Genomic DNA, 19,180 nt, shown 5'->3' with positions numbered 1-19,180 from the left:
CGTCTCTGCGACAAGTCCGAAATGGCGCAAGCAACAGGATCTCTGCGGTTTGCGCCATTTTTTCATCCCAACTTTCGAGGACCTGAATCATGTTGAAAGGCTACGGGGCTGTCATCCTCGATGGCGCATGGCTGACGCTTCAGCTCGCCTTGTCGTCCATGGCTCTGGCCATCGTTCTCGGGCTGATCGGTGTCGCGTTGCGCCTGTCGCCGGTGCGCTGGCTGGCCTGGCTGGGCGATCTGTATTCCACGGTGATCCGCGGGATTCCCGATCTGGTGCTGATCCTGCTGATCTTTTACGGCGGTCAGGACTTGCTCAACCGCGTCGCACCGATGCTCGGCTATGACGACTACATCGATCTGAATCCGCTGGCCGCCGGTATCGGCACCCTCGGTTTCATCTTCGGTGCGTACCTGTCGGAAACCTTCCGTGGCGCGTTCATGGCCATTCCCAAAGGTCAGGCCGAAGCGGGCATGGCGTACGGCATGAGCAGTTTTCAGGTGTTCTTCCGGGTGATGGTGCCGCAGATGATTCGCCTGGCGATTCCGGGCTTCACCAACAACTGGCTGGTACTGACCAAGGCGACCGCGCTGATTTCCGTGGTCGGTCTGCAAGACATGATGTTCAAGGCCAAGCAGGCGGCAGATGCCACTCGCGAGCCTTTCACCTTCTTCCTCGCAGTGGCGGCGATGTACCTGGTGATTACCAGTGTTTCGTTGCTGATCCTGCGTCAACTTGAGAAGCGCTACTCGGTAGGCGTAAGGGCGGCTGATCTATGATCTTCGACTACAACGTCATTTGGGAGGCGATGCCGCTGTACCTCGGCGGCCTGTTGACCACCCTCAAACTGCTCGCGCTGTCGCTGTTTTTCGGTCTGCTCGCGGCCCTGCCGCTGGGGCTGATGCGCGTCTCGAAGAACCCGGTCGTCAACGGCGCCGCGTGGTTGTACACCTACGTGATCCGTGGCACGCCGATGCTGGTGCAACTGTTTCTGATCTACTACGGTCTGGCGCAGTTCGAAGCGGTACGCGAAAGCTTCCTGTGGCCGTGGCTGTCCAGCGCAACGTTCTGTGCGTGCCTGGCCTTCGCCGTCAATACCAGCGCCTACACCGCCGAGATCATTGCCGGCAGCCTCAAGGCCACGCCGAACGGTGAGATCGAAGCGGCCAAGGCCATGGGCATGTCGCGCTTCAAACTGTACAAACGCATCCTGCTGCCATCGGCCCTGCGCCGGGCACTGCCGCAGTACAGCAACGAAGTGATCATGATGCTGCAGACCACCAGTCTGGCCTCCATCGTCACCCTGATCGACATCACCGGTGCGGCGCGCACGGTCAACGCGCAGTTCTATCTGCCGTTCGAGGCGTACATCACCGCTGGCGTGTTCTACCTGTGCCTGACGTTCATTCTGGTCAAACTGTTCAAACTGGCCGAGCGTCGCTGGTTGAGCTACCTGGCCCCGCGGAAGCACTGATATGGAACGCATCGACCACGTATTGCCGTGGAGCCACCTGGGCAGCGAGCGCAAGATTTCGGTGTTCCGCTTCGGACGCGGCGAGCGCAAGGCCTACATTCAGGCCAGCCTGCACGCTGATGAATTGCCGGGCATGCGCACCGCCTGGGAGCTGAAAAAGCGCCTCGGCGAACTCGAAGCCAAAGGCTTGCTCAACGGCGTCATCGAACTGGTGCCGGTCGCCAACCCGTTGGGTCTCGGGCAGTTGCTGCAAGGCAATCACCAAGGCCGTTTCGAAGCGGGCAGCGGCAAGAATTTCAACCGTGATTTCGTTGAGCTGAGCGCGCCGGTTGCGGCGGCATTGGCCGACCGTCTCGGTGATGATCCTCACGCCAATGTGCGCCTGATTCGTCAGGCGATGGCTGATCACTTGGCGGCATTGCCGGAGGCGAGCAGCCAGTTGCAAGGCATGCAGCGCGTATTGCTCAGCCATGCCTGCACGGCTGATGTGGTGCTCGATCTGCATTGCGATGCCGAAGCCGCGCTGCACATGTATGCGTTGCCGCAGCACTGGCCGCAGTGGCGTTCGCTGGCGGCGCATCTGAATGTGAAGGTCGGATTGCTGGCGGAAGATTCCGGCGGCAGTTCGTTCGATGAAGCGTGCTCGTTGCCGTGGCTGCGCCTGTCGCGGCAGTTCCCCGATGCGCAGATTCCGCTGGCGTGTCTGGCGACCACCATTGAGCTGGGCGGTCAGGCCGACACTGGTCGCGCTGAAGCCTGCGCGTATGCTGAAGGCATTCTCGCGTTCCTCGCCGAGCAAGGTTTGCTCACCGGCGAGTGGCCGAACCCGGCGCACGAAGCCTGTGAAGGCATGCCGTTCGAAGGCACCGAGTTGCTGCTCGCACCGCACCCTGGCGTGGTGAGTTTTCTGCGCAAGCCCGGCGAATGGGTCGAGGCGGGCGACGAGATTTTTGAAGTGATTGATCCTCTGTCCGATCGGGTCAGCACGGTATGTGCTGGTACCTCCGGGGTGCTGTTTGCCATTGAACGGCTGCGTTATGCCCAACCCGGTTTCTGGCTGGCCAAGGTGGCGGGGCGCGAAGCGCTGCGTCACGGGCGCTTGCTCAACGACTGACTGACTGTTTTTGTGAGAACCGACCGCATGTACAAACTTGAAGTCCAAGACCTGCATAAACGCTATGGCAGTCACGAAGTGCTCAAGGGCGTGTCCCTGAAAGCGGCAGCCGGCGATGTGATCAGCATCATCGGCTCCAGTGGCTCCGGCAAAAGTACTTTCCTGCGCTGCATCAACCTGCTCGAGCAGCCGCACGCGGGCAAGATTCTGCTCAACAACGAAGAGCTGAAACTGGTAGCGAACAAGGACGGCGCGCTGAAAGCCGCTGATCCGAAACAGCTGCAGCGCATGCGTTCGCGCCTGTCGATGGTGTTCCAGCATTTCAACCTGTGGTCGCACATGACCGCGCTGGAAAACATCATGGAAGCGCCGGTGCATGTACTCGGCGTCTCCAAGGCTGAAGCCCGCGAGAAAGCCGAGCACTACCTGAACAAGGTCGGCGTGGCCCATCGTAAAGACGCGTTCCCGGGGCACATGTCCGGTGGCGAGCAGCAGCGTGTGGCGATCGCCCGTGCGCTGGCGATGGAGCCGGAAGTGATGCTGTTCGACGAACCGACGTCGGCGCTTGACCCTGAATTGGTTGGCGACGTGCTGAAGGTGATGCAAGCGCTGGCTCAGGAAGGTCGCACCATGGTCGTGGTCACCCACGAAATGGGCTTCGCCCGTGAAGTGTCGAACCAGTTGGTGTTCCTGCACAAAGGCGTGGTGGAAGAGAGCGGTAACCCACGCGAAGTGCTGGTCAATCCGCAATCGGAACGTTTGCAGCAATTCCTCTCGGGCAGCCTCAAGTAATCGCTGCCGTTATGCACCAAATTAGGTCATGCTTCGCGACCTAGAGACTGACCAAAATCCCCTGTGGGAGCGAGCTTGCTCGCGAAAGCGGTAGTTCAGATACCAACGATGTTGACTGATACGCCGCCTTCGCGAGCAAGCTCGCTCCCACAATGGATCTTTGTCAGCCTCATGATTTGTGTTCATTTACGGGCTAGCATTGGCCCATGCCTTCATCACTGTTCTTCGCTTCGGATTGCCCGCCCATGACTGCCCATCGAATTGGTTTCCTGATTTGGCCCAGCACTAAAGCGTTGACGCTGGCGCTGGCGGAGGAAGCCTTGCGTGTTGCTCAGCGTGTGCACCCGGACGTGGTCTACGAATTGTCGTTCCTGCAGGCCGAGCCACCGGCCGAAGGCGCCTGGCAATTGCCCGGTGAAGCCTGGACCGGCAAGCTCGAAAACTTCCAGAAACTGTTCCTCCTCGCTGACGAGCCGCCGACCACGTTGGCCCCGGCTCTTAGCAGTGCGCTCAAGCAACTGGTGCGTGCGGGCACGGTCATCGGCGGTCTGTCCGCCGGTGTGTACCCGTTGGCGCAACTCGGTTTGCTCGACGGTTATCGCGCTGCCGTGCACTGGCGCTGGCAGGACGATTTCGCCGAGCGCTTCCCGAAAGTCATCGCCACCAGTCACCTGTTCGACTGGGATCGCGATCGCTTGACGGCGTGCGGTGGCATGTCTGTTCTCGATCTGTTGCTGGCGGTATTGGCCCGCGATCATGGTGCAGAACTGGCCGGTGCCGTCTCGGAAGAACTGGTGGTTGAACGCATCCGCGAAGGTGGCGAGCGTCAGCGCATTCCGTTGCAGAACCGTCTCGGCTCCAGCCATCCGAAGCTCACCCAGGCGGTGTTGCTGATGGAAGCCAACATCGAAGAGCCGCTGACCACCGACGAAATCGCCCAGCACGTGTGTGTATCCCGCCGTCAGCTGGAGCGGATCTTCAAGCAATACCTCAACCGTGTGCCGAGCCAGTACTACCTGGAACTGCGCCTGAACAAGGCCCGGCAGATGTTGATGCAAACCAGCAAGTCGATCATTCAGATCGGCCTCTCGTGTGGCTTCTCTTCGGGGCCGCATTTCTCCAGCGCCTACCGCAACTTCTTCGGTGCCACGCCGCGGGAAGATCGCAACCAGCGGCGCAGCAGCAGTCCATTCGAATTGTCGTCGGTGCCGCCCGAGCGCGGTTAAACCGTCGCCGATACCATCAGAACAAAGACTCCGATGTTTCACTCAGCGTCGCTGACGCCTCGTTGACCGGGGTAATCGATGAACCGTCGGATTGCTCTTGCAGCATCAGCACGTGCTCGCGGGCAAGACGTTGCGCGGCCACGCGTTGCTGGCTGATCTCGGAGAGCAGATTGCCACTGAAGTCGAACTCCGATGCGCTGTTACTCAGCAACGCGACCGGCACCTCGAAAATGCTGTTCCAGGAGAGGTTGGCAGAGTGCAGGTGGCGGCAATCGAACAAGCCTGCCGGTACGTCAGTGATGCCCGTGTAACTCAAATCCAGCCAGGTCAACCCCTGCATCTGGCGCACATCGGGTGTGCGCCCCAGCAGGTTGTCGCGCAACACCAGTTTGTGGAGGTTCTTCAAATTGGCCAGCGCCTCGGCGGTTTGTTCAGTCAGGCTGATCTGGCACTGCGGCAGGCTGAGTGCCTTGAGTTTGTCCATGGCCAGCACCGCCTCGGGCAGGTCGCCCAAGCGATAGCCCTGAATGGACAGCGATTGCAGGTTGGGAAAGTGCTCAAGGAATCGTCCGACCCGCGGTGGCGTCAGGCTGCTGCTGTTCAATTTGAGTGTCTGGATATGGCTGAAATCGGCTGACAGCGTTGGCAATTCGCCCATGAGCGGTAAATCGGCAATGAACTCCAGTCCGGTCTGGCCGACGATGGGCACCTGCCGCCAGCAATATTCCAGGCGAGCCTTGAATTGGTCCCTGTACCCTCGCTGCAGGCGCAGGGTTTCGGCGTCCAGTGGCGTGGAGTCGTCGGCGTTGATCGGCGACTCCTGTGTCCATGTTTCGAGATCACGGATCATGGTCGCAAGCTCGATCTGGCGGCGCATCAGTTCAACGCGACCGTCAGCCAGCGTGCCGGGCAAGCTATAGACGATATGGTTGATGTTGGCATCGCTGGAAAGCGGATACAGCGTGCGGGCCAACTGGCTGTCCTCATCGCCGATCGACACACCGAAATCAATGCCGTGCTCACGGTAGTGGGTTTTTATCCGCTCGCGTGTGGGCTCTGTCAGCGGATTATGGTCCAGGTCAAAACCGCTACTGATGTCGTCCGGCAGTTGAAAAATCCCCTCGGGCAATTCGCGGATATGGTTTTCACTGAACAGCGCGACTTTCAGGTTGGGCAGTTCGTGCAGGCCGGCGGGCAGTTGATCGATTCCGGTTCTGGACAGGTCGATGAAATCCAGTGTGCTCAGTGGTGCAATTTGCGGGACGCGGCCCAGCGGGTTGTTGTACATGTCTAGCCCTCGCAGGCCAGACAGCGCGGCCAGTGCGGCTTGCGCCGAGTCATCGAAAACGATGCCGCAGCTGGTCAGCGCGAGTGTTTTCAGTCGGCTCATGCGGGCGATGGACGGGGGAAACTGGCCGAGGGCAAAGCGGCGCATTTCCAGCGCTTCCAGGCCGGTAAAGCATTTCAGAAAACCGTCAACGCTGCTCAGCCGTACGTTACCCTGCAGCGCCAGTTGGCTGACGTGGCTGAAATCCACATTCAGTGTCGGCAGCTCGCCGATCACGTTCAGATCGATGTTGAACGCGTTGATCCGCAGTTCCGATTTGCTGGTTTGCCGGCTGCGCCAGAGCCATTCCACGGTGCGGCTGAACGCTCTGCGATCGACACGCTGCGCGGCCCTGTCGGCGGCGCTCATGTTTAATCCTGGTGTACCGGTCGGCACACGCTCCGACCAGGCCGCGAGGTCGCTGAGCATTTGCGCGACTTCTGTTTGCCAACGCGCCAATTGCGCGCTGCCGTCTGCCAGGGTGCCCGGCAATCGATAGATCACTTGGGTGGCATCTTCGATACTCAGCCCGGGAAACAGTGCCTGCACAGCGCTGATGTCGGCCAGATCAGGCAGTACGCCAATGTCATAACCGGCGCCGGCGTAGAAGTGCTTGATGCGATCTCGGGTGGCTGTCGACAAGGGGTTATTGGCCAGATCGATGCCGTCGGCCAGATCGATGTCGAGGGCGAAAAAATCTTCTGGCAGATCAGTGATGGCGTTGCTGTTGAGTTGCGCATTTCTCAGGTTGGGATGCGTGACCAGACCCTTCGGCACTTCGCCAATGCCGCAGTTGTACAGGCGCACATCATTGAGTGTAGGCAGCGGCGTCAGATCCGGATTCAAGCCCAGTGGGTTGTTGCCCAGGTCCAGATATTCGAGGTCACTCAGCGAATGCAACAGGGCTTGCCCCTCAGGCGTGAGGGTAATGGCGCAGTTGCCCAGGGTCAGTTTTTTCAGCTGGGGCAACTGCCCGAGACTGGCCGGCATGTGCCCCAAGGCGAAGTTGTGCAGTTCCAGAACCTCGGCGTGGGGAAACAGTTGGATGAATGCGCTGACATCGGCAATCCCCGCGTTGCCCATGAGGTGCACGCTGGAAACATGACTGAAATCGGCCCTGAGCGGCGGCATCTCTCCGCTGAAGGTCAGGTTGGCCAGCAATTGATCCTCGCGCATGCCCGAGACTCGCGAGCGGCTTTGCCAGAAGAGTTGTAACTGTTGGGCAAAGTCGGTTCGGGCGGTGTAGTGGTTGTACATCTCGACGGCATCCAGCGCCTCAGCAGTCAACGGGTCTTGCACCGGAACCTGCAACGCCCATGTCCGCAGGTCTTGCTTGAGTCCATCGAGTTCCATACTCCAGGCCTGGAGTTGGGTCCGGCTGTCTGCGAGGGTTCCGGGCAGGTCATAAATCATTTCGCTGGCGTCGATGGTGTCGAGGCTCGGAAACAGCGTTCTCGCCAGGTCGATATCCGCAGAGTCTGCCAGTACGCTGAAATCGTTCCCGGTGTTGCGGTAGTAACTCTTGATGCGGTTGCGCGCGGCAGCGGAGAGGTTTGAGTTATCGGCCAGGTTAATGCCTTCGCTGTGCTCGGCCGGCATGGCAAACAGCGCGTCGGGCAGTTCGACGAAGTTGTTCTCACTGAGCAGTACGGTTCTTGGGTAAGGGCCGTCGGCAAGCCCCGCTGGCAGTTCATTCAGGCCGCTGGCAGACAGGTCGAGGTGTTTGAGCGACGGCAGCAGGTTCAGATCAAAAAACCTCCCGAGCGGGTTGCCGCGCAATTCGAGTATCTGCAACTGCGGCATGGCGCAGAGTGCGGCCTGGGTTTGCGGCGTCATCAGCACGCCGCAATTTTTCAGGCGCAACGTCAGCAGTTGCGAGCTGTCGAGCGATGGCAGCGTTGCCGGTTCGAGGTCGAAAAAATTCAGCTCCAACAGGTTCAGTTCCCGGAACTGCTGCAGGAATGGCAAGAGTGCCGAGATGTGCTGGTTGCCATCGAGGATGATTTCACGCACGTGGTTGAAGTCCGCGCGCAACACCGGCATATCGCCGACGAACTCCAACGCGGCATCCAGTCGAACGTTGCGCGCGGCGGCTAACGGTGGGCCTTGGCGCCACAACTGCTCAAGCTTGTTGCTGAACGCCTGCCGGGCGAGGCGTTCGCTCACCTGTTCATTGAACGTCAACAGCTGGCCGGTCTCGGGCGAGTGCTCGGGAATGGTGTTGCTCCACTGCGCGAGGTCATCGTGTAACCGACCAACTTCGCTTTCCCAGGCAGCCAGCTGCGCACGACCGTCGACCAGGGTGCCGGGCAGTTGATAGAGCAACTCGGTTGTTTGCTCGGTGCTGAGGTCGGGGAAGAGATTGCTCAGGCGATTGACATCCGTCGCTTCAGGCACGACGCCGAAATGCTTTTGAGTGTCCTTGAAGTAGGTTTTCACCCGCTCCCGGCTGGCAGGGGAAAGCGGGTTGTCGGCAAAACTGAAGCCTTCGCTGAGCACCGGTGCGAGGTCGAAAAAGGCTGGGGGAATGTCGGTGAGCTGATTGCCAATAAAGCGGCCCGTGATCAAGCGTGGATGATCGAGCAGACCGTGCGGCAGCGACGCAATGCCGGTCTTGGTGAGATTGATAAAACGCAGCGAAGGCATCGCCTGCACCTGCGGCGAAACGCCGAGCGGATTGCCTTGCAGGTCCAGCAACGAGAGTTCCGCGAAAGGCGAAAACAGCGATTGATTGTCGGCAGGCAGGCTGATGCCGCAGTCACGCAGGATCAGGTTTTGCATTTTCGGCATGGCGCTGATCGCGGGCGGCAGACTGCGCAGATTGAGGTTTTGCATGTCGAGATGTCGCAGCTGTGCAAACTGTTGCAAGAAACCATCGACCCCGGTGGTATGTGGGCTGCCGTTGATACTCAGCGAGACGACATGGCTGAAGTCGGCATCCAGCACGGGAAGGTCGCCAATGATCGGCTGCTTGATCTGCAACAGGTAACCGGCGGAACTGCGCGTTTGCCGGCGCCAGCAGCGTTCCAGGTCATTTCTGAATGTCGCCCGGCTCTGTTTTACCAGGCGCCGTTCAATCACCGTCCAGGGCATGCCGTTGGCCGGATTGATCGGGGGAATCTGGGTTTCCCACAGTCGCAGATCGTCCTGCAGCCGGGCGAGTTCGCTCCTCAGGCGATGCAGTTCGTTTCTCATCGCCAGCGGGTCGTGGCGATACCTCAGCGCAAATTCCTGAGCATCGTTAGCGGTGTAATCTCGATAGATCAGTTGAATCGGCTCCAGCGGCGCGAGGGCAACCGAAGGCTCGCCGCCCTCAAGCAGCTGCGTGTCGGGCCAGCTTCTGCGTCCCACCAGACGCAAGCCTTCCAGCTGTGGATCGGCAGTGGCCGGCAGGGCCATCGCCACGCGCAATTCATCTCGGGCAAGAGGCCGGGCACGGATCGCGGTTTTCAGTGGCTCGGTCTGGCCAATGTGCAGGTTCATCGACTGGCGTTCGGCATCCGGCAGGGCGTAGAGAATGCTCGAGTACAGATCAGTCGCCGAATGCAGTTCCTGGCCGCGCTCATCGAACGGCTGGTAGCGACCATCGTTCTGCCTGACCAACACTTTTTGCGCCGGTGCATCGGCGCGGCCGGTGCTGTCGAGCAACTTACCTTCATAGCGCCCGTCGCGGATTTCCATGCGCACCTCACCGGTCCAGCCGGGTACGAAGCGCAGGCTGTGCAGGGCCAGCGTGTCGCTGTCGGGATTGTTCACCGAGTCCAGCTCCAGCCCTTCGAACGCGCGCGCCACGCGTACTTCTTCACTGGCGAGCTGAATCAAGGCTTGCTGACGCGGCGGAACTTGCCCTTCGCTGATCAGCAACAGTTCATCGCCGCTGGCATCGTTGAGCAGCGCTTCAGTGACGGCTGTGGGCAGCGACGGCGCATGCTCGGCGATGTTGTCGAACAATGGATCGTCAGTTCGGGGCAGGTCCCGATAGCGCGATTCAAACAACGTGTTGCGCTGGGCGTTGGCGTGTTGCAGCAGTTGCCGGCGCAAGTTGTGCGAGCGCACGTCCAGCGGCAGATCAGCGTCGGCGAAGGCTTCGCCCAGCAACGCTTTGGCGTCTTGTTCGTCGAGTGTTTGCAGCAACGTCTTGAGCAGGTCGCCTTCGATCAGGTTGTCTGCATGAAGGTCGGTGACGGGCAAGGTTTCGTCGGTTGTCGACTGCCAAATGACTTCGCCTTGCTGATTGATCAGACGCAGACGTTTGTCGGCAGGCCAGCGTCCGTATTCGCTGAGCAGTTGCAACTGAGTGCTCGGGTCAGCGGCGCGATACTGCGCGGCGGACTCGCTGCCCAGTTGTTCGATCAACCGCTGCAGATCCTGATCGATGGTAAAGCGCGCAATGCTGTCGGCCAGCAACGGCGGCAGCGGTTGCTGGTCGGCGTGCATCTGGCGCAGGGCATGCTCGTCGACGCCGCTGATGTGCAGCACGCGCTCGCGTTGCGCCGGCGTCAGTGATTCAACCGAATGACCAATGCGCCGCAGCGCCGTCGGTGTGTCCCATTCCAGCGGTTGTTCGAGTTCGCTGTGCCAGGCGCCGTCGCCGTTATGGCGCACCCGCGGTCGGTAAGCCTCGGGGCGGCTGGGGTGTTCGATGCGGTACTGACCGGGAACCTGGCCTTCGCTCACGGCGAAATGCGCGTTGTCCAGCGGCAGCAGTTGCTTTTGCTGGTATTGAAGCAGGCCCAGTTCATTGGGCCGCGATTGCGCATCCAGGGCGATATTTTGTGCGTAGCGGCCAAGATCGGGTTGCCAGTAGCGGGTTTGACCGTCGGGCATTTGCACGGGGTTGAAGCGGTCGATGAAAGCGACGATGTCCTTGGGCAGGACGTTACGAAATTCGCCGACGGCGATGGCGCCACCGACCGCGAAACCGCCCAGTTGAATCAGCGACTCAACGGTGCCGATCAAATGTTGGATCGCCTCGGCGCTCTGGCCCATTGACCAGTCGACGATGCCCTCGAACACCTCGTCGAGAAACTGATAGGCCATGTACGCCATCACCATTTCCCCGAGCACCGGCACGAACGGCGCAATGATGAACGCGGCGGTTTGCACAATAGCCGAGGCGATCCCGACAAAGGAATCCCATAGCGCCCAGCGCGCCCGCGAATCGACCGTGGCGGTGGCGACGGCGATGACCCGAGCGTCATTGAGGATTTTGTTCAGCTTGCCCTGATACAGGTGCTCCCACAGTTCGAGGCGAATCGGTGTGGCGGCCAGTTGCAGGTCGGGCCGCTCGAAGGGCGTGTCGCGCCATGCCGGCGCTTGACTGCCCGGCTCCGGCGCGTGCCAGGTCACTCGACTCAGGCGATTGTTGAGGCTGGAAAAGAACACACCGCGCTGGTCGTGAAGGATGAAGCGGCTGAAGAATTTCTGGTAGTCGGCGCAGCGCAACTGGCGGGTCAATTCGACTTCCATTTCGGCGGACGAGGCGTACTCCTTGATCGGATGCTGCGGGTCATCCGGCACATAGGCGACCACTCGGGCAATGGTGCGCGGTTCGTCCGCCGGCGGTGCGAAGACAATGATGTCGCTGAGGGGCGCGGCCATCATCGTCAGGCTGTGGCATTGCAGCGGCTGGCCGTTGATCCGCAGATGAGGAAGGCCTTCAGCCAGGGCGCTGATCGTACGGAAGTAGCCTTCACTGATGTCGCGGTTCATCCGCGCAAACTGCAGCGCGGCGTGCAGCGCAGCCCGCTGACTCTTGTCGATCTTTTGCCGCAAGTCCGCCGCGTTCGCCGGGTCGCTGAAGCCCAGGTGTTGTTGCAGATACGCCCTGTACTGCGCGCCGATATCCAGCGCTCGGCACAACCCGGTGAAGGCCGCGATGCTGAGCTTTGCCTTGACCTGCGGCAGCGTGTCGAACTGGCCGCTGGCCGAAGGCTGGGTAATGAAGGTCGATGCCGCTTCATAAGCGTCGTCCTCGGTCTCTTTCTGCTCGAAGTTGTGCAGCGCCGCATCCAGCAGGGACACGGTCCAGGTGCGCGCACCGCCGCTGTCGAGCGCAAACAGCGGGAGGGTGCTGGGCAGGTACAGACGCAGGAATGTGGTCCTGACGTCCAGATCCAGATCGAAGCGGGTTTTCAGCGCAGCCTTCAACAAGGGCTCGGCAAAGGTGCTGGCATCTTTGAAGTCTTGAAGACGCTGGTCGACTGCGCTTTGTGCGCTCCAGTGTGCGGCGTTGAGCGTTTTCAATAACTGGTGCTGGCCTGCCGGCAGGGTCTGGAGCGTTTGTGGCTGGGCGGGTTGAGTGGTTTTCAATGCCTGGCGTCTGGCATCTGACAGATTGCCGAGCCACTGCGGCAGGCTGGCCTGCAGATGCAGATAGTGGGCGTCGGCGCGGGGGCTGAGCGCATCGGCGCTCAGGGCGGGGGAGAGTGCTTCGCTGGGTTGCATCGGCCAATCCTTGGCGGCGGGAAAGTGGCCAGCAAATCAAAAGACTGTGCTGTCGGTGCGGTACATATTTATACCGGCGAGGCGGATCTGAGTTGATATCCTCCCGGGCCTGCCGTATTTCGCCGGTGACAGTTTAAACTGCGCCTTTGCGACGCTATTTGTCGCATTGCCGTAAACCCGTGAAAATCCGGGGTTTGCGCTATAAGAAGTTGTCGCTTGGCGACAAGGCCGGGCGGAAAACTGTCCTTACAATCCTCACCAAGCTCGCCAGTTTCAGGCGAGTGCTTCTCATCAGGAGACTCCGATGTCCGTTGAGCACGCTGCGGTACAACGCGCCGATTTCGACCAGGTAATGGTTCCCAACTACGCGCCTGCCGCTTTCATTCCGGTGCGTGGCGCCGGTTCCCGCGTCTGGGATCAGGCCGGCCGCGAGCTGATCGACTTCGCCGGCGGGATTGCCGTTAACGTATTGGGCCACGCGCACCCGGCGCTGGTCGGTGCATTGACCGAACAGGCGAACAAGCTGTGGCACGTGTCCAACGTGTTCACCAACGAGCCAGCGCTGCGCCTGGCGCACAAGCTGATCGACGCCACGTTCGCCGAGCGCGTGTTCTTCTGCAACTCGGGCGCTGAAGCCAACGAGGCCGCGTTCAAGCTGGCCCGTCGCGTTGCGTTCGACCGTTTCGGCACTGAGAAGTACGAAATCATTGCGGCGCTGAACAGCTTCCACGGTCGCACCCTGTTCACCGTCAATGTCGGTGGCCAGTCGAAGTACTCCGACGGTTTCGGCCCGAAAATCACCGGCATCACCCACGTGCCTTACAACGACCTGGCCGCACTGAAAGCAGCGGTTTCCGACAAGACCTGCGCGGTTGTGCTGGAACCGATCCAGGGCGAGGGCGGCGTGCTGCCGGCCGAACTGGCTTACCTGCAAGGTGCCCGCGAACTGTGCGACGCCAACAACGCGCTGCTGGTGTTCGACGAAGTGCAAACCGGCATGGGCCGCAGCGGCAAGCTGTTCGCCTACCAGCATTACGGCGTGACCCCGGACATCCTCACCAGCGCCAAGAGCCTGGGCGGCGGTTTCCCGATCGCGGCAATGTTGACCACCGAAGCGTTGGCCAAACATCTGGTCGTTGGCACTCACGGCACCACGTACGGCGGCAACCCGCTGGCGTGCGCAGTCGCGGAAGCGGTGATTGACGTGATCAACACCCCTGAAGTGCTGAACGGCGTGAACGCCAAGCACGACAAGTTCAAGGCGCGCCTTGAGCAGATCGGCGAGAAATACGGCCTGTTCACTCAGGTGCGTGGTCTCGGTCTGCTGATCGGTTGCGTGCTCAGCGATGCCTGGAAAGGCAAGGCCAAAGACATCTTCAACGCCGCTGAAAAAGAAGGCCTGATGATTCTGCAAGCCGGCCCGGACGTGATCCGTTTCGCCCCGAGCCTGGTGGTGGAAGACGCTGATATCGATGCCGGTCTGGACCGTTTCGAACGCGCCGCTGCAGCACTGACGCAAGCCTGATAGACCCTTCGACGCCTGGAGTTTTTTCAGGCGTCGAACCCAATTTTTGATGCCGGTGAGATTCATTGTGGGAGCGAGCTTGCTCGCGAAGAGGGAGTTTCAGTCGCCATCTATGCTGACTGATACACCGCTTTCGCGAGCAAGCTCGCTCCCACAGTGTCCGGTGTTTTTTTCTGTGAGTTTATAAGAGAAAGGAGTGACACCATGCTGGTGATGCGCCCTGCGCAAATGGCTGATCTGGGCGAGGTACAGCGTCTGGCTGCGGACAGCCCGATTGGTGTCACTTCCTTGCCGGATGACGTGGAACGTCTGAGCGACAAGATCGCCGCGAGCGAAGCCTCGTTCGCCGCCGAAGTGAGCTTCAACGGCGAGGAAAGCTATTTCTTCGTCCTCGAAGATTCCGCCACCGGCAAACTGGTCGGCTGCTCGGCGATTGTTGCTTCGGCCGGTTACTCGGAACCGTTCTACAGCTTCCGCAACGAGACCTTTGTGCATGCTTCGCGCGAGCTGAAGATCCACAACAAGATCCACGTGCTTTCGCAGTGCCACGACCTGACCGGCAACAGCTTGCTCACCAGTTTCTACGTACAGCGCGAGCTGGTCGGCTCGCCGTGGTCGGAACTCAACTCCCGTGGCCGTCTGCTGTTCGTCGCCAGCCACCCGGAGCGTTTCGCCGATTCGGTGGTGACCGAGATCGTCGGTTACAGCGACGAGAACGGCGACTCGCCATTCTGGGACGCGATCGGTCGCAATTTCTTCGACCTCAATTACGCCGAAGCCGAGCGTCTGTGCGGGCTGAAAAGCCGTACGTTCCTTGCCGAGCTGATGCCGCATTACCCGATCTACGTGCCGCTGCTGCCGGACTCCGCCCAAGAGGCGATGGGCCAGGTGCACCCGCGTGCGCAGATCACCTTCGACATCCTGATGCGCGAAGGCTTCGAGACCGATCACTACATCGACATTTTCGACGGCGGCCCAACCCTGCATGCACGTGTTTCGGGGATCCGTTCGATCGCCCAGAGCCGTGTGGTGCCGGTGAAGATCGGCGAGCCGGTCAAAGGCGCCGGGCGCCAGTATTTGGTGGCCAACGCGCAGTTGCAGGATTACCGCGCGGTGTTGCTGGAGCTGGATTACGCACCGGGCAAACCGGTGACTCTGGATCTGGAAGCGGCCGAAGCCCTGGGCGTCGGTGAAGGTGCCAGCGTGCGCCTGGTGGCGGTTTAACGCCTTAGCGAGTTTCACGGGTGGCGAAAGCGGCCCGTTTGAGGAGATAGCATGATTGTTCGTCCCGTACGCAGCAGCGATTTATCCGCGCTGATCGACCTGGCCCGCAGCACCGGCACGGGCCTCACGACTTTGCCGGCCAACGAAGAACGTCTGGCCCATCGGGTCGGCTGGGCCGAGAAGACTTTTCGCGGCGAAGCTGGCCGTGGTGATGCGGACTACCTGTTCGTGCTCGAAGACGACGACGGCCGCGTGGTGGGGATTTCCGCCATTGCTGGCGCGGTCGGTATGCGTGAGCCTTGGTACAACTTCCGTGTCGGCCTGACCGTCAGCGCCTCGCAAGAACTGAATATCTATCGCGAGATTCCGACGCTGTTTCTGGCCAACGACCTGACCGGTAATTCCGAGCTGTGCTCGCTGTTCCTGCACGCCGATTACCGCAGTGGTCTGAACGGCCGGATGCTGTCGAAGGCGCGGATGCTGTTCATTGCCGAATTCCCGGAACTGTTCGGCAACAAGATCATTGCCGAAATGCGCGGCGTCTCCGATGACGCCGGCCGTTCGCCGTTCTGGGAAAGCCTCGGTCGGCACTTCTTCAAGATGGAATTCAGCCAGGCCGATTACCTCACCGGTGTCGGCAACAAGGCCTTCATCGCTGAACTGATGCCGAAATTCCCGCTGTACACCTGCTTCCTCTCTGAAGGCGCACGTAACGTCATCGGCCAGGTGCACCCGGACACCGAGCCGGCCCTGGCGATGCTCAAGGGCGAAGGGTTCAGCTATCAGGGCTACGTCGACATCTTCGACGCAGGTCCCGCTATCGAATGCGAAACCGGCAAGATCCGCGCGGTGCGTGACAGTGAAGCGCTGGTGCTGGCCGTCGGCACACCGGGCGACGACGCCACGCCGTTCATCATCCATAACCGCAAGCGCGAAGACTGCCGCATCACCGCTGCACCGGCGCGTCTCGCCGCCGGTACGCTGGTGGTCGATCAGCAGACCGCCAAACGTCTTCAACTCAACGCTGGCGATCAAGTGCGCGCCGTGGCGTTGTCCGCTGCACGGGAGTCGAAATAATGAATTCGCTATACATCGCAGGTGAGTGGTTGGCCGGTCAGGGCGAAGCCTTTCAATCGCTGAACCCGGTGACCCAGCAAGTGCTGTGGTCGGGGGAGGGCGCTACTGCCGCTCAGGTTGAATCGGCGGTGCAAGCTGCACGTCAGGCATTTCCGGGTTGGGCGCGTCTTACGCTGGACGAGCGCATCACGGTGCTGGAGGCTTTCGCCGCGTCGCTGAAAAACCACGCTGACGAACTGGCCCGCACCATTGGTGAAGAGACCGGCAAACCGCTGTGGGAATCGGCGACCGAAGTGACCAGCATGGTCAACAAGATCGCGATTTCGGTGCAGAGCTACCGCGAGCGTACCGGCGAGAAGAGCGGCCCGTTGGGCGACGCCACCGCCGTGCTGCGCCACAAACCACACGGCGTGGTCGCGGTGTTCGGCCCTTACAACTTCCCCGGCCACTTGCCTAACGGTCACATCGTGCCGGCGTTGCTGGCGGGTAACAGCGTGCTGTTCAAACCAAGCGAACTGACCCCGAAAGTCGCCGAGCTGACGGTCAAGTGCTGGATCGAAGCCGGTCTGCCGGCAGGCGTGTTGAACCTGCTGCAAGGCGCTCGCGAAACCGGCATCGCGCTGGCGGCGAACCCGGGCATCGATGGCCTGTTCTTCACCGGTTCCAGCCGCACGGGTAATCATCTGCATCAGCAATTCGCCGGTCGTCCGGACAAGATTCTGGCGCTGGAAATGGGCGGTAATAACCCGCTGGTGGTTGATCAGGTCGCGGATCTGGATGCGGCGGTCTACACGATTATTCAGTCGGCGTTCATCTCTGCCGGCCAGCGTTGCACCTGTGCACGCCGCCTGCTGGTGCCGCAAGGCGCGTGGGGCGACAGCCTGTTGCAGCGTCTGGTTGAAGTCAGCGCGACCATTGAGGTTGGCGCATTCGATCAACAACCGGCGCCGTTCATGGGCTCGGTGATTTCCCTCGGCGCGGCGAAAGCGCTGATGGATGCTCAGGAGCATCTGCTGGCCAATGGCGCAGTGTCGCTGCTGGCGATGACTCAGCCACAGGCGCAAGCCGCGTTGCTAACCCCAGGCATTCTTGATGTCACGGCGGTGGCCGAGCGTCCGGACGAAGAACTGTTCGGCCCGTTGCTGCAAGTGATTCGCTACGTTGATTTTGCAGCGGCGATCGCTGAAGCCAACGACACTGCTTATGGCTTGGCCGCTGGTTTGCTGTCGGACTCCGAAGCGCGTTATCAGCAGTTCTGGCTGGAAAGCCGCGCCGGCATCGTCAACTGGAACAAACAACTGACCGGTGCTGCGAGCAGCGCGCCGTTCGGTGGTGTCGGGGCTTCGGGCAACCATCGCGCCAGTGCCTATTACGCGGCGGATTATTGCGCGTACCCGGTGGCGTCGCTGGAAACCCCGAGCCTGGTGTTGCCAGCCTCTCTGACACCCGGCGTGAAGATGGCGTGATGCCCATTCGCGAGCAAGCTCGCTCCCACAAGTGCGATGAAGATCCCTGTGGGAGCGAGCTTGCTCGCGAAGGCCGCACCTCGGTCAAAAAGAACAGTTACTGAAGCCTATAACAACAGATTCTCGTGGAGCCTCGCTGATGAAATCCTATGAAGTCAATTTTGACGGTCTAGTGGGGCCGACCCATAACTACGGTGGTCTGTCCTACGGCAACGTTGCCTCGCAGAGCAACAGCCAGCAATCCTCGAACCCGAAGGAAGCGGCGCTGCAAGGTCTGGCGAAGATGAAAGCGCTGATGGAAATGGGCTTTCAGCAAGGCGTGCTGGCGCCACAGGAACGCCCGGACGTGGCCGCTCTGCGCCGTCTGGGTTTCAGCGGCACTGACGCGCAAGTGATCGAGCGCGCCGCCAAAGAAGCCATGCCGCTGCTGGTCGCCAGTTGCTCGGCGTCGAGCATGTGGGTGGCCAACGCCGCCACGGTCAGCCCGAGTGCCGACACTGCAGACGGTCGCGTGCATTTCACTGCCGCCAACCTCAACTGCAAATACCACCGCAGCATTGAGCACCCGACCACCAGCCGTGTGCTCGGCGCGATGTTCGCCAATCAGCAACACTTCGCTCATCACGCGGCATTGCCGGCGGTCGCGCAGTTCGGCGACGAAGGCGCGGCCAACCACACACGTTTCTGCCGTGACTATGGCGAGGCGGGCGTCGAGTTCTTCGTGTTCGGTCGCAGTGCGTTCGACAACCGTTTCCCGGCGCCGCAGAAGTACCCGGCCCGTCAGACCCTCGAAGCGTCGCAAGCGGTTGCGCGTCTGCACGGGCTGCGTGACGACGGCGTGGTCTACGCCCAGCAGAACCCGAACGTGATCGATCAGGGCGTGTTCCACAACGACGTGATCGCCGTGGGTAACGGCGAGGTGCTGTTCTATCACGAGGACGCGTTCCTCGACACCGAGTCGATGCTGGCCGAACTGCAAGGCAAACTCGCCAAGGCGGGCGGCAACTTCCAGTCGGTGTGTGTGCCGCGTTCGGCGGTCACCGTCGATGACGCAGTGCGTTCCTACCTGTTCAACAGCCAGTTGCTGTCGCGCCCTGATGGTTCGATGTTGCTGATCGTGCCGCAAGAGTGCCAGGCCAATGAGCGCGTCTGGACTTACCTGCAAGCGCTGACCAGCTCCGGCGGCCTGATCCGCGAAGTGAAAGTCTTCGACCTCAAGCAAAGCATGCAGAACGGCGGTGGCCCGGCGTGCCTGCGTCTTCGCGTCGCGCTTAACGAAACCGAACTGGCGGCCGTCAACCCAGGCGTTATCATGACGCCACCGTTGTACGGGTCGTTGACCGCATGGGTTGAAAAGCACTACCGCGACCGCCTGAGCGAAACCGATCTGGCGGACCCGCAATTGTTGCTTGAATGCCGGACGGCACTGGATGAACTGACGCAAATCCTTAAACTGGGCGCGGTTTATCCATTCCAAATCAATTGATGGCCGGCGCGTCGCCTGAACG

11 protein-coding genes and 1 pseudogene are annotated in these 19,180 nt (G+C 60.8%); 10 read left to right on the top strand and 2 right to left on the bottom strand.

Annotation, left to right across the window (positions count from 1 at the left end; all coding sequences use genetic code 11):
- Positions 1-89 precede the first annotated feature (89 nt).
- From A8O26_RS22630 to A8O26_RS22615, 4 genes are read left to right on the top strand one after another with little or no spacing between them, the layout of a single operon-like run.
- Complete coding sequence (locus A8O26_RS22630; protein WP_007912702.1) at positions 90-779, top strand: ABC transporter permease; 690 nt, start codon at positions 90-92, stop codon at positions 777-779.
- Positions 776-1,474 carry an ABC transporter permease gene (locus tag A8O26_RS22625; RefSeq protein WP_007912703.1) on the top strand — a complete coding sequence of 233 codons (699 nt, stop codon included), beginning with the start codon at positions 776-778 and terminating at the stop codon, positions 1,472-1,474. The genes A8O26_RS22630 and A8O26_RS22625 overlap by 4 nt, the downstream gene beginning before the upstream one ends.
- A gap of 1 nt (position 1,475) precedes the next feature.
- A complete protein-coding gene (locus tag A8O26_RS22620; protein ID WP_064119945.1) occupies positions 1,476-2,588 on the top strand; it encodes a M14 family metallopeptidase in 1,113 nt (370 codons plus the stop codon).
- A gap of 27 nt (positions 2,589-2,615) precedes the next feature.
- Positions 2,616-3,380: an ABC transporter ATP-binding protein gene (locus A8O26_RS22615; protein WP_003227281.1), complete on the top strand. Its 765-nt coding sequence runs from the start codon at positions 2,616-2,618 to the stop codon at positions 3,378-3,380.
- Between the two features lie 61 nt (positions 3,381-3,441).
- Here A8O26_RS22615 and A8O26_RS30680 read toward each other — a convergent pair.
- Positions 3,442-3,534: pseudogene (locus A8O26_RS30680) on the bottom strand (DUF4381 domain-containing protein); the annotation flags it as partial.
- A gap of 91 nt (positions 3,535-3,625) precedes the next feature.
- Here A8O26_RS30680 and argR point away from each other — a divergent pair.
- Positions 3,626-4,606 (top strand): transcriptional regulator ArgR, encoded by a 981-nt coding sequence (gene argR, locus A8O26_RS22610; RefSeq protein WP_034153329.1) that lies wholly within the window; start codon positions 3,626-3,628, stop codon positions 4,604-4,606.
- 16 nt (positions 4,607-4,622) lie between these two features.
- On the opposite strand, the gene A8O26_RS22605 is transcribed toward argR, so the two are convergent.
- Entirely contained in the window at positions 4,623-12,380 is a 7,758-nt protein-coding gene (locus A8O26_RS22605) for a leucine-rich repeat domain-containing protein (RefSeq protein WP_064119944.1), read from the bottom strand.
- Between the two features lie 304 nt (positions 12,381-12,684).
- Here A8O26_RS22605 and A8O26_RS22600 point away from each other — a divergent pair, with 304 nt between their 5' ends.
- The 5 genes from A8O26_RS22600 (at position 12,685) to astB (ending at position 19,158) form a co-directional block, all read left to right on the top strand.
- Positions 12,685-13,905 (top strand): aspartate aminotransferase family protein, encoded by a 1,221-nt coding sequence (locus tag A8O26_RS22600; protein ID WP_008077923.1) that lies wholly within the window; start codon positions 12,685-12,687, stop codon positions 13,903-13,905.
- Positions 13,906-14,109: 204 nt separating this feature from the next.
- Positions 14,110-15,129 carry an arginine/ornithine succinyltransferase subunit alpha gene (aruF, locus tag A8O26_RS22595; RefSeq protein WP_016983955.1) on the top strand — a complete coding sequence of 340 codons (1,020 nt, stop codon included), beginning with the start codon at positions 14,110-14,112 and terminating at the stop codon, positions 15,127-15,129.
- 51 nt (positions 15,130-15,180) lie between these two features.
- The gene (gene astA, locus A8O26_RS22590; RefSeq protein ID WP_064119943.1) at positions 15,181-16,206 is read left to right on the top strand and encodes an arginine N-succinyltransferase; all 1,026 of its coding nucleotides are present in this window, start codon (positions 15,181-15,183) and stop codon (positions 16,204-16,206) included.
- Positions 16,203-17,672, top strand: a complete 1,470-nt coding sequence (gene astD / locus A8O26_RS22585) for a succinylglutamate-semialdehyde dehydrogenase (RefSeq protein ID WP_172828197.1) — start codon at positions 16,203-16,205, stop codon at positions 17,670-17,672. The genes astA and astD overlap by 4 nt, the downstream gene beginning before the upstream one ends.
- Before the next feature lie 139 nt (positions 17,673-17,811).
- A complete protein-coding gene (gene astB, locus A8O26_RS22580; protein ID WP_064119941.1) occupies positions 17,812-19,158 on the top strand; it encodes an N-succinylarginine dihydrolase in 1,347 nt (448 codons plus the stop codon).
- Positions 19,159-19,180: the final 22 nt, after the last annotated feature.

This window comes from Pseudomonas fluorescens (assembly GCF_001648775.1).
Lineage (GTDB): Bacteria > Pseudomonadota > Gammaproteobacteria > Pseudomonadales > Pseudomonadaceae > Aquipseudomonas > Aquipseudomonas fluorescens_M.
This window is presented reverse-complemented; position numbering and strand designations above follow the sequence as displayed.

What these genes read in the sequence shown, in the direction of transcription:
- A8O26_RS22630 (WP_007912702.1), top strand. Translation starts at nt 90, where the DNA reads ATGTTGAAAGGCTACGGGGCTGTCATCCTCGATGGCGCATGGCTGACG.
- A8O26_RS22625 (WP_007912703.1), top strand. Translation starts at nt 776, where the DNA reads ATGATCTTCGACTACAACGTCATTTGGGAGGCGATGCCGCTGTACCTC.
- A8O26_RS22620 (WP_064119945.1), top strand. Translation starts at nt 1,476, where the DNA reads ATGGAACGCATCGACCACGTATTGCCGTGGAGCCACCTGGGCAGCGAG.
- A8O26_RS22615 (WP_003227281.1), top strand. Translation starts at nt 2,616, where the DNA reads ATGTACAAACTTGAAGTCCAAGACCTGCATAAACGCTATGGCAGTCAC.
- argR (WP_034153329.1), top strand. Translation starts at nt 3,626, where the DNA reads ATGACTGCCCATCGAATTGGTTTCCTGATTTGGCCCAGCACTAAAGCG.
- A8O26_RS22605 (WP_064119944.1), bottom strand. Translation starts at nt 12,380, where the DNA reads ATGCAACCCAGCGAAGCACTCTCCCCCGCCCTGAGCGCCGATGCGCTC.
- A8O26_RS22600 (WP_008077923.1), top strand. Translation starts at nt 12,685, where the DNA reads ATGTCCGTTGAGCACGCTGCGGTACAACGCGCCGATTTCGACCAGGTA.
- aruF (WP_016983955.1), top strand. Translation starts at nt 14,110, where the DNA reads ATGCTGGTGATGCGCCCTGCGCAAATGGCTGATCTGGGCGAGGTACAG.
- astA (WP_064119943.1), top strand. Translation starts at nt 15,181, where the DNA reads ATGATTGTTCGTCCCGTACGCAGCAGCGATTTATCCGCGCTGATCGAC.
- astB (WP_064119941.1), top strand. Translation starts at nt 17,812, where the DNA reads ATGAAATCCTATGAAGTCAATTTTGACGGTCTAGTGGGGCCGACCCAT.